The organism is Streptomyces sp. NPDC002580 (assembly GCF_042889485.1).
Classification (GTDB): Bacteria; Actinomycetota; Actinomycetes; order Streptomycetales; family Streptomycetaceae; genus Streptomyces.
Genome location: NZ_JBIAQZ010000001.1, coordinates 801,231 through 813,062 on the forward strand (window position 1 = coordinate 801,231; position 11,832 = coordinate 813,062).

Consider the following 11,832-nt stretch of genomic DNA (forward strand, 5'->3'; position numbering starts at 1 on the left):
ACCCCTGTCGCGCAACCGAATTGGCGGGCCGCCGCGTGGCCGTGCCGACCGGACCCCACGACCGATCAGGACAACTAGCTGGGTCCGTAAGGCCGTTGGCGGTCCTCAAGGATGTGCGGGGGCCGGGGTGCGGACGGGTGCGGACGGGAGCCGCGCGGGTGGCCCGTCGCTCCGGGGTCGTGGCGGGCACGGCGCGAGGGGGGTCGTTTGAGGAGCGGCTTCCGGGCAACCCGGTCCAGGAACCGGCCCGTTGGGTCGAGAACCCCGGAAGGCACCCATGTCCACAGGCGTGATCATCGCTCTGATCGTGATCGTGGCGGCCGTTGCCGTTGTCGCGGCCGCCCTGACCCTTTCCGCCCGAAGGCCGCCGGGCGGGCGCACCCTGCGGCGGCGCTTCGGACCGGAGTACGACCGGACCGTAGCCCGGCACGACGGCGACACCAAGGCCGCCGAACGCGACCTCGCCGAGCGCGTGAAGCGACACGGCGCGCTGCGCGAACGGCCGCTCGAAGCGGCGGCCCGCGAACGGTACGCGGCCGGCTGGACGGCGGCCCAGGAACGCTTCGTCGACTCGCCCCGGGAGGCGGTGGCCGAGGCCGACCGGCTGCTCGGCGAGCTGGCAGGAGCACGCGGCTTCCCCGAGGGGGACCGCTACGAGGAGCAGGTCTCCGCACTCTCCGTGCACCACGGACACCACGTCCACGGCTACCGCCGAGTGCACCGGGTCGCCCTGGCCCGCACCGGTGGAGGGCAGGACGGCGGAGCCGACACCGAGCAGCTGCGCGAGGCCATGTTGGAGGCCCGCTCCCTCTTCGACGCCCTGATGACCCCGGCGCGCCGGGACACCTCCCCCGACCGTGCGCGCAACACGGACACGGACGACGTGAACGAGCCCCGGGCCGCCCGCGCGGAGCAGGGCGGATGGTTCGGCATGCGCAAGGACGACCGGCGCACCGGACCCGCGGAGAGCGCGGAGGCCGCGGACCGGGCCGACCGCGGCCGGCGTGCCGAGAGCGACCGGAGCACCCGGAGCACCGAGAACGCCGAGAAGACCGAGAGCTCGGAGAACGCCGAGACCTCCACCCCCGAGACCCGCTCCCGCTCGCTGCCCTGGTCCTTCACCAGGCGTCAGACGAACGGGAGTTGAGGAAGGTGAGTGCCATGAAGCCAGAGCAGGACGCTGAGCGGGATCCGGCCCGTGAGGAGCGGGCGGAAGGAGTCGTGAAGGGCCGGGTGACCCCGGTTCCCGCGGAACGCCCACGGGACGACCGCGCGACGGCGCGCGGAGGCGCCGCCGACCGTGCGAAGGAGGGCCACGAGGAGGCCGGGGAGGTGTCGCGCCGTGACACCCTGAAGGGACGGGTCGAGCCCGCGTCCGCCGAGCCGGTCCGGGGCGACCGGGCCGGGACCGGCGCACCGGCCCGCGAGACCGCCGGCGTCCCTGCCGACGAGCGCGGAGCAGCCCGTGACGACCGCAAGGGACGTCCGGGTGCCGGTACCGCGTCCCGCGAGGCCGACGAGGCCGCGCCGCCCGCCGTGCCCCGTGGCGCCGACGCGGTGCGTGGTGGCGGTGAGCGGCGGAACGCCGCGGGAGCGCTCCCCGAGAGCGGTCCGGCCGGCGCCGAGGGCCGTGCGGCCAAGCGTGCGGAAGGTCCCTCCGGGCATGAGGACCGGCTGCTGCCGGTGGACGAGTACGACAAGTTCGCGCTGCGGATGCGGCACGCGGTCGGCGGGTTCGTCGACGGGCCCCAGGCATCCGTCGAGGAGGCGGACCACGTGCTGGAGGAGCTCGCGGGCCGGGTCACGGAGGCCGTGGCCCGGCGGCGGAGCGCCCTGCGGACCTCCTGGCGGAGCGGCGGCGAAGGCACGCCGAAGGCCTCCGACACGGAACAGCTCCGGCTCGCCCTGCGGGACTACCGCGAGATGACCGAGCGGCTCCTGCACTTCTGAACCGGCTCCGACACCTTCCCGCCCCCGTGAGGCCGCGGCCCGGACCATGCCCGGGCCGCGGCCTCACGGCGCGTGACACGCATGTTCTCGTCGGGCCCGGACCTCGTGGGCCGATACTTCGCCGGACGCCGGACGCCGGACGCCGGACGCCGGACGCCGGACGCCGGACGCCGCCCCGCATCCCGCCGTGCTCGGAGGCGAGCGCGGCCACGGCGGTACGCGGCTCAGCGAGTCAGGCCGCTCCGCCGGCTCCTGGCCGGGGATCCACACGGCCTCCCGGACCCGGCGTGGGCGGGGTTCGGCGACCCACACGGTTCGGCGGCTCACATGGCTCCGTCGGTCTTCCGGTTCCCGGTGTCCCGGTCCCCGGGGGAACGACCGGCACGGGCCGTGTGCCAGTCCCGCACGATCTGTTCCACGTCGTACGGCTTCAGTCCGAGCGGAGGTCCCGGCGGGGGCTTGAACATGACCTCGCGGATCTTGGCGTTGATGTCCTCGACGATCCGCCGCACGGCCCGCTCCGAGGGCGCGGCGGACGCCGCGACGAGAGCGTCCTCCGCCTCCTTGCGCAGGGCCAGGGTGGGCGGCAGGACCGACAGCCCCTCACGGGCCATCTTCCGCTTGATCCACCAGAGTTCGTCGTACGGTGTGTCGGTGACCTCCGGCAACGGCTTGCCCGCGCCCGGGAGTTCCGCGAACTCGCCGCGCGCCTCCGCCTGGCGGATCTGTCTGTCGACCCAGGACTCGAAGCTGACGCCCGGTGGCTTGCGCTCGGTCATGAGTCCATTGTGCCGGAGGTCGCACCACGACGGGAAAGGCCGAATTATCATGCGGCGGCGGTGGAGCAACGACGAACCGCGCCAGGACAATCGGAACGGCACCTCACGAAGGAGCGCTCGTGCTCGAACTCACCATGGCCTCGGTTTCCGGGGCGGACGCAGGGGCGACGGCCGGTATGCAGATGGCCGAAGCGCCGAGCGACCCCGGCGCCATGCTGCGGGTGGGCCGGGACCGGGCCGTGTGCCGTCTCGCCACCCCCGACGACTGGCTGTTCGTGTCCCGCGTCCACCTGGAGTTCCTGTGCGGCCCGGACGGCTCCTGGCACGTCAGCTGGATCCGCGGCTCCCTCGCGGACCCGTCGTCCGAGGTCCGGCTGATCCTGACGGGGCAGCCGCCCCAGCCGCTTCCGTACGGCGGGACGGCCAAGCTCCCCACGGGCGGCTCCGGTGAACTGGTCATCCACGACCGCACCGGTCCCCGCAGCGTGAACGTGGGCTTCTACCACGAGGCGTAGACCCCGGCCCGTGCCCGCCCGGGGCGGGCACGGGCGGGCCGGGGCGGTCAGGCGAGTACGCGCGCCAGGGCGAACCCGTCGTACCCCTTGCTGCCCACGGTCTGCACCGCCGTGCCGCTCAATTTCGGGTGGGAGGCGATCAGGTCGAGGGCGGCCCGGGTGCCCCGCACGCTCGGGTCGGTGCTCGTGCCGTCGGTGACCGCTCCGCCCCGGACGACGTTGTCGAGGACGATCACGCTGCCGGGCCGGGTGAGCCGGACCGCCCACTCGACGTAGTGGGGGTTGTTCACCTTGTCCGCGTCGATGAAGACGAGGTCGAACGGATCCGGGTTCTCGTCCGCCAGCTTCGCCAGCGACTCCAGGGCGGGGCCCACGCGTACCTCGGTGATGCCGTCGAGGCCGGCCCGGGCGAGGTTGGCGCGCGCGACGTCGGCGTGCCGGGGGTCGTACTCGAGGGTGATCAACCGCCCGTCGGCGGGCAGCGCGCGGCCCAGCCAGATCGTGCTGTAGCCGCCGAGCGTGCCGATCTCCAGGATGCGCCGGGCGCCCTGGATCTCGGCGAGGAGCTGGAGCAGCTTGCCCTGGTTCGGCGCGACGTTGATGGGGGGCAGTCCGGCCGCGTCGCTGTCCCGCAGCGCGGCGGTCAGTACTTCGTCGGCGGGGGCCAGAAGGGTGGTGAAGTGGTCGTCGACGTCGGTCCAGACCTGCGACTCGCTCATGCACCGGGCCTTTCATATGCCTAGTTAGTTGCGCTAAAGACTTCCGCCGACGAACTTAGTCGCCGGGGTCGTCGGCTGCCAGAGGGTTTCGGGCCGTGTGGTCCGTTTCCGGCCGATCGGCGTCGGCGCCCGCGCGGAGGCGGAGCCCTGGCGGATCGGCGGCAGCGCCGGGACGGGCAGGGCGAGAAAGCCCGCGGCGATCACCGGGCGGCGGCCGATCCGGCCGGTCGGCGCGCCCGCGAACGGCTGCAGGAGCAGGTCCGCCACTGGCCGGTGATCGTCTCGCGCAGCGGCACCGCGGGCGGTCGGCTTCGGACTTCTCGATCTCCGGGGCGAACGCCGGGGCCTCCTCCGGCCGCATCCACAGGCAGAGGTCGACGACGCCCTGTCGGGCCCACGATCAGGAACGGCGCGCGCCGGCCCCGGGGCGGCGGGGCCTCGTCGGGCAGCGGGGCGGTCATGACCGACACCGGACCCGCGCCGCCGCCTTCACGGCGCGTCCGACCGGCGCGGGGTCGGTGACGGTGACCTCGGGGGAGGTCGGGCGTGCGGGGGTCGGGGCGGGCGCCGAGGGGGCTGTCGGGGTCGCGGCCGGCACAGGCCTTCCTTCAGCCGGGGACGGGGACGGGTCCGTCCGGGGACGGGGACGGGTCCGTCCGGGGACGGGCCGGAGGTCCGCCCGGGGACGGCCGGACAGCGACCTTATGGCCGACCGTCCGCGTGACAGGTGCGTGACCCGGCACGCGGTGTGCATGAAGGCGGCGTACGCAGGCGTGACGAGACGGCCGGGGTGCCGCTCCGGGAGGCCGTCTGCGATCTGTGTCGCGAGGTCCGCAGGGGTTCGGAGGCTCTCGGAAAGGGGTTCGGAGGCCCTCGGACGAAGGTCGTCAACCGGGCGTGCGGCGGGGTCCGGCGGGTGGCCTGCGGCTTTCGACCGGGGGCGGCGAGAGCCCCCCGGGGGTCTGATAGATACGGAGATACAGGGGCAGACGGAACACACGGGACCAATGGGTCGGGAGGGTCGACGAGGCGTGGCGAACATGGAGCACGGCGGACGAGCGGGCGACGCCTTCACCGGAACGGCGGAGATCGCTCGAACGCGGGTTCGCGTACTCCGTGTCGGCCTGTGGGTTTTCGCCGCGCTGCTGGCCGTACGGCAGGTCGTCGCCGTCCTCGGCACGCCCAGGGCGGAGCGGCTCACGGATCTGGAGACGTGGGTCGGACCCGACGGCGTCCTCCGTGTGGCGGGCTCGCTGTACGACTCGACGCGCTTCACCGGCACCCCGTTCGGCGGACTCGTCCTCAAGCCCCTCACCCGGTCGGCCGAACAGGCCCTCGGCTGGGGCTGGACCTTCGGCACCCTGCTGCTGGTCGTCGCGCTCGGACTGGTCACCGCGCGCGCCCTGCCGCCCCCCGTGAGCCGCCGTGCGTCGCTGCTCGCGGCGCCCGTCGCCGTCAGCCTGCTGATGCTGTCGCTGCCCGTGCGCAACGCCCTGTACCTCGGTCAGACCAGCGTCCTGCCCGTCCTGCTCGTCCTGCTCGGCTGTCTCGGCGTCCGCGGCGAGCGCGCCTGCGGGGTCCTCATCGGCCTCGCGGCGGCCCTCCAGCCGACCGTGCTGCTCTTCGCGCCGCTGCTCCTGCTCACCGGGCGCCGCCGCACCGCCGCCTGGACCGGGATCACCTTCGCCGCCCTCACCGCGCTCGCCTGGACCGCGATGCCCCACGACTCGACCACCTACTGGGTCCACCATCCGGCGGGCGTCGGCCTCGGCGGGGACGCCGACGGCGTCGCCAACCAGTCCCTGCACGGCGCGCTGCTGCGGCTCGGCCTCACCGGGCCGCTGGAGATCGGCCTCTTCCTCGCCCTCGGCGCGGCCGTCGCCTTCCTCGGGCTCCGGCGAGCGGTGCGGTACGCGCGGGACGGGCAGTCGCTGCTCGCCGTGGCGGTCACCGGCTGTGTCGTCGTCGCCGTCTCGCCCGCCAGCTGGCCGCACCAGTTGCTGTGGGTGCTGCTCGCGCTCGTCGGCCGGGCCGGCCGGAAGGCCTCGGACCGCCGCGTGTGGCCCGTCGCCGTCGTCCTCGTGATGACGCTGCCCGCCAGGATGATGCTGCCGAACATGCCGGTGCTCCACCCGGTGCGCGACGACATGGTGCTGATCGCGGCGCTGGCCGCCGCCACCGCCGTACCCTTCCTGTCCCGCACGTCCGCGTACTACCGGGCGCCCGTGCCCGCCGAGCGCGCGGCGCCCGCCCGAGGGAAGCGGTTCCCGCGGTCCCCGTTCCCCGGCCGGGTCCTCACCCGCCCCAACCTGCTCCTCGAACTGCTCCTGATCCGCGTCGGCTACTCCGCGTACCAGCAGGTCAGGCTCGCCGCGACGGGCGGCACCAACACGGGCGGCCGGGCCACCGCCGAGCACCACGGCGACCAGATCCTCGCCGTCGAGCGCTTCCTGCACCTCGACATCGAGCGCTGGGCCAACCACGCGGTGGCGAAGACCGCCCTCCCGCGCGACTTCTTCGACTTCTACTACGAGTCGTTCCACTTCGGCGTCCCGCTCACCGTGCTCGCCGTGCTGTACGTCCGCCGCCCCGCGGACTACCGCTGGGCCCGGTCCGGGCTGGGCCTGGCCACCCTGCTGGCCCTCGTCGGCTTCTGGCTCTACCCGCTCGCTCCGCCGCGTCTGATGCCGGGCCTCGGCATCGTCGACACCGTGCACGGCGTGCAGGACTTCTCCAAGCCGGACTACGGCGTCCTGACCGCGCTGACCAACCAGTACGCGGCGATGCCCTCGCTGCACTTCGGCTGGTCCCTGTGGTGCGGGCTCGTCATCGCGGTGCTGGCGCGCGGGTGGTGGATGAAGGCGCTGGGCCTGCTGCACCCGCTGTTCACCGTCGCCGCGATCGTGGCGACGGGCAACCACTGGATCCTCGACGCGTTCGGCGGCGCGGCCGTGGTCGCCGCGGGCTTCGCCCTGACCGGCATTCTCCAGGGCCCGCGGCCCCGGACTCCGGCACCGGTCGGGGAGGGTGTGGCGCGGACGGTCCCGGCGAGGGTCCGCACCCCGGGCTGATCCGAGGCGCGGGAGGCCTCGGGGGAGGCAGGGGCCGGGCGGGGGGCGCCCCTGCCTCCCTCGGGGACGGGCCGACGGTGCCGGGAGGCCGCCGGCCCGAGCGTGCGGTGTCCGGCCGTGCGCGGCGTTCGGCCGAGTGCCTCGTACGGCCGTACGTCGCATTCCGCTATACGTGGCTGACCTGGAGTTCCTTGACGCCGTTCAGCCAGGCGGAGCGGAGGCGGCGCGGGTCGCCCGCGAGCCGCAGGTTCGGCATCGCGTCGGCGATCGCGTTGAAGATCAGGTCGATCTCCAGGGTGGCCAGCGACCTGCCGAGGCAGAAGTGCGGGCCGCCGCCGCCGAAGCCGAGGTGGGGGTTGGGGTCACGGGTGATGTCGAAGACCTCGGGGCTCTCGAACACCTCGGCGTCGTTGTTGGCCGAGGAGTAGAAGATGCCGACGCGGTCGCCCTTGGAGATCCGCTGTCCGCCCAGCTCGGTGTCCTGGGTCGCGGTGCGCTGGAACGCGACGACGGGCGTCGCCCAGCGGACGATCTCCTCGGCGGTGGTCTTCGGCCGCTCCCGCTTGTAGAGGTCCCACTGCTCGGGGTGGGTGAGCAGGGCGTGCATCCCGTGCGTGATGGCGTTGCGGGTCGTCTCGTTGCCGGCGACGGCCAACAGCAGGACGAAGAAGCCGAATTCGTCGGAGGCGAGGTTCCCCTCGTCCTCCGCCGCCACCAGCGTGCTGACGATGTCCTTGGCGGGGCACTGCTTGCGGTCGGCGGCCATGTTCATCGCGTACGAGATGAGTTCGGTGGCCGATTCGGCGCCGATCTCCTCGGTGATCGCGTACTCCGGATCGTCGTACGCCACCATCTTGTTGGACCAGTCGAAGATCTTGACGCGGTCCTCCTGGGGCACGCCGATGAGTTCGGCGATGGCCTGGAGCGGCAGTTCGCAGGCGACCTGGGTGACGAAGTCGAAGGCGCCGTCGGGGCCGGCCCCCGCGAGGGCGTTCGCGACGATCGAACGGGCCCGGTCGCGCAGCGCGTCCTCCAGCGAGCGGATGGCGCGCGGGGTGAAGCCGCGCTGCACGATCTGGCGGACCCGGGTGTGCTCGGGCGGGTCCATGTTCAGCATGATGAGCCGCTGGACCTCGATCTGTTCGCGCTGGATGTGCTCGTTGAAGCGGATGACGGCGGTGTTGAGGAACGAGGAGAAGAGCTCGGGGTGCGTCGAGACGTACTTGACGTCCGCGTGCCGGGTGACGGCCCAGTAGCCGTCGTCCTGGAAGCCCGCCACGCCGGGCTGTTGCGGGATCCAGCGGACCGGTTCGGCCCGGCGCAGCTCGGCGAACTCCGGGAGGGGAACGCGCTGGTGCAGTACGTCGGGGTCGGTGAAATCGAACCCGTCGGGCAGCGCTGGACAGGGCATCGGCAACTCCAGGTCTCGCGCCTACGGTGGTGCCTGCGGTGGTGCTTTCGGTGGCGCCAAGAGGGATGACGGGCTGTTTCCCCGGGGATTCTGACGGCCCATCAGAAACAGGGAATCGCCGTGAAGGTAGTAACGGGTTCTACAAGTGGCAAGAGGCGCGGGCCCCCCAATTGCGTGCGGGATTGGTGCAGATCACGACTTCGGGGACTGCACGACCCTTGCGGCGCGGGGGGTTCGCTCAGCAAACTGCACGCAGAACTGGTACGCGTTCTAGTTCTGCGCGGTGGGTGGGCCGGGACGCCCCGCGCTGCGCGGGTCAGCTGGGCCTGGCCGCCGGGCAGGCCTGAGGAGAGGACGAGCCCCCATGGCCGCGGAACCCGTGATCATCGAAGCCGTACGGACCCCCATCGGCAAGCGCGGCGGCGCGCTCGCCAATCTGCACCCCGCCTATCTCCTGGGCGAGACCTACCGTGAACTCCTCGGCCGCACCGGCATCCACGCCGACTGCGTCGAGCAGGTCGTCGGCGGCACGGTGACCCACGCCGGCGAGCAGTCGATGAACCCCGCGCGTACGGCGTGGCTGACGATGGGACTGCCGTACGAGACGGCGGCGACGACGGTCGACTGTCAGTGCGGCTCCTCCCAGCAGGCCTCGCACATGGTCGCCAACATGATCGCGGCGGGTGTGATCGACGTCGGGATCAGTTGCGGCGTGGAGGCGATGTCGCGGGTGCCGCTGGGGTCGGGGTCCAAGCACGGTCCGGGCAAGCCGTTCCCCGACGAGTGGAACGTCGACCTGCCGAACCAGTTCGAGGCCGCCGAGCGCATCGCGCGCCATCGCGGCCTGACCCGCGAGAACGTCGACTCGCTCGGACTCATCTCGCAGGAGCGGGCCGCGACCGCCTGGTCGGAGGAGCGGTTCAAGCGCGAGACGTTCGCCGTGCAGGTGCCCACCACCGAGGACGAGCAGCGGGCCGGGCAGGGCATGTGGCGGCTCGTCGACCGGGACGAGGGTCTGCGCGACACGTCCATGGAAGCGCTCGCGAGGTTGAAGCCCGTGATGCCGACGGCCGTCCACACGGCCGGCAACTCCTCCCAGATCTCGGACGGTTCGTCCGCCATCCTGTGGGCGTCCAAGCGGATGGCCCGGGCGCTGAAGCTGCGGCCGCGGGCGCGGATCGTGGCCCAGGCACTGGTGGGTTCCGACCCGCACTTCCACCTGGACGGTCCGATCGACGCCACCCGGGCGGTGCTGGGCAAGGCCGGGATGTCCCTGAAGGACATCGACCTCGTCGAGATCAACGAGGCCTTCGCGTCGGTGGTGCTGAGCTGGGCGCAGGTCTTCGGGCAGGACCTGGAGAAGGTGAACGTGAACGGGGGCGGGATCGCCCTCGGGCATCCGGTGGGGGCGACGGGGGCGCGGCTCATCACCACCGCGCTGCACGAACTGGAGCGCGCGGACAAGGAGTTCGCGCTGATCACGATGTGCGCGGGCGGGGGGCTGGCCACCGGGACGATCATTCAGCGGTTGTAGTGGTCGCAGCGGGCGTCCGGGTGCCTCGGGGCGGGACTTCACTCCCGCCCCGAGCTCGTCAGCGCCAGGACCGCCGCGACCAGTGCCGCCACCAGCAGGGGGACGGCCAGGCCGTGGTGCAGGACCAGCCAGGCGCCGAGCAGGGCGCCCGCCGACATCGCGAACACCGACGCGGTGCGGCGCGGGGAGTGGTGGCCCGCGCCGCCGCCGAGGCGGGAGTCGGCGGCCAGGCCGGTCAGGGTCATCGTCAGGACGGTGGTCGTCAGGTCGGCCACGCCGAGCTTGCGGACGGTCGCGTTGCGCAGGCCCATCGCGAAGGACGTCACGGCGATCAGGACGTACGCGGTGGCGGGGGCGTCCGGGGCGGCGAAGGCGGCCGCCGCGCAGGCGCCCAGCAGGACCGCCTCCGCGGCGAACGTGCCGCGGGCCCAGGAGCGGCGCGGGCCCCCGCCGAACCGGACCACGCTCCGTCCGCCGGTCACCGCGCCCGCCAGGAAGCCGCCGAGCGAGGTCATCGTGTGGGCCACGGAGAAGCCGGGCGCTCCGGCGGCCGCGAAGCCGAGCACCACCACGTTGCCGGTCATGTTCGCCGTGAAGACGTGGCCGAGGCCGAGGTAGCTCACCGCGTCGATGAGTCCGCTGACCACGGTCAGCGCCAGCAGCGCGGGCACGAGTCGCAGGCCTCGTGACTCGGGGTCGTGAGACGTGTCCGTCCGCGTGGTCATGGAGGTCAGTCCATCACGGCGTCCGCGTCCGCGTTCGCGGCGCGGTGTCGGTCCGGTGGGTGGGTCGGGGCCGCGCCGGTGCGTCAGCCCGTCGCCGTTGCGTGAGGCGTGATCCGTCGGTGGCGACGGGCGTTGGCGCACCGGCACGTCCCCTCCCGCCGCATCCCGGCCGCGGGTACGCGGTGGTTCCGGCCCGGGGCCGTCCCCTCCGGCGTTTGAGGAGCGGGGTCCGGGGCGGAGCCCCGGGGTGGGAAGGGGGGGGCGGTGGGGGCGAAAGGTGCTTGTGGCCGCGCCGGGTGCCGGAGGCGGCGGGTGGGGGTACGGCGAAGGCGGCCGCCCCGGGAACGGGGTGCCGCCTTGACGTGTTCGGTGGAGCTGTGGGGCTGATCAGTACCAGCCGTTGGCCTGCCAGAAGTTCCAGGCACCGGCCGGGCTGCCGTAGCGCTCGTTCATGTAGTCGAGACCCCACTTGATCTGGGTCTTGGGGTTGGTCTTCCAGTCGGAGCCGGCGGACGCCATCTTGGAGCCGGGCAGGGCCTGGACCAGGCCGTACGCGCCGGAGGAGGCGTTCGTGGCGCTGGGGTTCCAGCCGCTCTCGTGCTCGACGATGTTGCTGAAGGCGTTGAACTGCGCGGCGTCCGGGATCATCTTGTGCGCGATCGTCTTCGCGGAGGAGGCCGAGGTGGGTGTGGCGGCCTGGGCGGGCGCGGCGGCCAGAACCATACCGGTCGTGGCGGCGGCCACGGCGACACCTGCGAGGGCCTTCTTCGGGGAGGAGACGAAGCGACGGATGACGGAGACGGACACGGAGAACCACTTCCTTCGGGGACAGGGAGTCGCTCGCACGCCGTGACCACGTGGTGTGTGGAGGGGGCGTACGTCGGCGCCGCGGCCCGTATGGGCTCGTGGCGCCTGGCGACAGCTCTAGATAAACAGCCCGGAGGCTCGTCCGCAATGACCCCTTTTACTAGTTGTGGTCGCATCCGTGCCGAAGGTCCCTGATGTGACCTGGCTCTCAAACCCCAGGTCAGAGGGCGTAATGACGAGTGCATGTCAGGGTATTGGATCTACTAAGCCGCTTCGTATGTGACCTCGGTCCTGTGGCCCGCTTCACCCCGCCGGTGACGG

General features: G+C 72.8%; 10 protein-coding genes and 1 pseudogene. 5 read left to right on the plus strand and 6 right to left on the minus strand.

Annotated features, from left to right (window positions below; genetic code table 11):
- Window positions 1-277: 277 nt before the first annotated feature.
- Together ACFYW7_RS03405 and ACFYW7_RS03410 are read left to right on the plus strand one after the other, a co-directional pair.
- Window positions 278-844 (plus strand): annotated as a pseudogene (locus tag ACFYW7_RS03405) (hypothetical protein); the annotation flags it as partial.
- A 317-nt stretch (window positions 845-1,161) separates the two neighbouring features.
- On the plus strand, window positions 1,162-1,950 hold the full coding sequence (locus ACFYW7_RS03410) for a hypothetical protein (RefSeq protein ID WP_389497308.1): 789 nt from the start codon (window positions 1,162-1,164) through the stop codon (window positions 1,948-1,950).
- Between the two features lie 323 nt (window positions 1,951-2,273).
- Here ACFYW7_RS03410 and ACFYW7_RS03415 read toward each other — a convergent pair whose 3' ends face one another.
- Entirely contained in the window at window positions 2,274-2,729 is a 456-nt protein-coding gene (locus ACFYW7_RS03415; protein ID WP_389497310.1) for a DUF1992 domain-containing protein, read from the minus strand.
- A 119-nt stretch (window positions 2,730-2,848) separates the two neighbouring features.
- Between ACFYW7_RS03415 and ACFYW7_RS03420 the strand changes: the two genes are divergently transcribed.
- Entirely contained in the window at window positions 2,849-3,244 is a 396-nt protein-coding gene (locus ACFYW7_RS03420) for a hypothetical protein (protein WP_389497312.1), read from the plus strand.
- A 47-nt stretch (window positions 3,245-3,291) separates the two neighbouring features.
- Here the strand turns inward: ACFYW7_RS03420 and ACFYW7_RS03425 are convergent, their stop codons facing one another.
- Window positions 3,292-3,963 (minus strand): O-methyltransferase, encoded by a 672-nt coding sequence (locus tag ACFYW7_RS03425; RefSeq protein ID WP_389497314.1) that lies wholly within the window; start codon window positions 3,961-3,963, stop codon window positions 3,292-3,294.
- A gap of 33 nt (window positions 3,964-3,996) precedes the next feature.
- A complete protein-coding gene (locus tag ACFYW7_RS03430; RefSeq protein WP_389497316.1) occupies window positions 3,997-4,230 on the minus strand; it encodes a hypothetical protein in 234 nt (77 codons plus the stop codon).
- Window positions 4,231-4,994: 764 nt separating this feature from the next.
- On the opposite strand from ACFYW7_RS03430, the gene ACFYW7_RS03435 reads away from it, so the two are divergent.
- Entirely contained in the window at window positions 4,995-7,034 is a 2,040-nt protein-coding gene (locus ACFYW7_RS03435; RefSeq protein WP_389497318.1) for a phosphatase PAP2 family protein, read from the plus strand.
- 166 nt (window positions 7,035-7,200) lie between these two features.
- Here ACFYW7_RS03435 and ACFYW7_RS03440 read toward each other — a convergent pair whose 3' ends face one another.
- Window positions 7,201-8,445 carry a cytochrome P450 gene (locus ACFYW7_RS03440; RefSeq protein ID WP_389497320.1) on the minus strand — a complete coding sequence of 415 codons (1,245 nt, stop codon included), beginning with the start codon at window positions 8,443-8,445 and terminating at the stop codon, window positions 7,201-7,203.
- Window positions 8,446-8,809: 364 nt separating this feature from the next.
- On the opposite strand from ACFYW7_RS03440, the gene ACFYW7_RS03445 reads away from it, so the two are divergent.
- Entirely contained in the window at window positions 8,810-9,979 is a 1,170-nt protein-coding gene (locus ACFYW7_RS03445; protein ID WP_389497322.1) for a steroid 3-ketoacyl-CoA thiolase, read from the plus strand.
- 38 nt (window positions 9,980-10,017) lie between these two features.
- Here ACFYW7_RS03445 and ACFYW7_RS03450 read toward each other — a convergent pair whose 3' ends face one another.
- Complete coding sequence (locus ACFYW7_RS03450; protein WP_389497324.1) at window positions 10,018-10,704, minus strand: YoaK family protein; 687 nt, start codon at window positions 10,702-10,704, stop codon at window positions 10,018-10,020.
- Between the two features lie 387 nt (window positions 10,705-11,091).
- Complete coding sequence (locus tag ACFYW7_RS03455; RefSeq protein WP_389497326.1) at window positions 11,092-11,511, minus strand: transglycosylase SLT domain-containing protein; 420 nt, start codon at window positions 11,509-11,511, stop codon at window positions 11,092-11,094.
- Window positions 11,512-11,832: the final 321 nt, after the last annotated feature.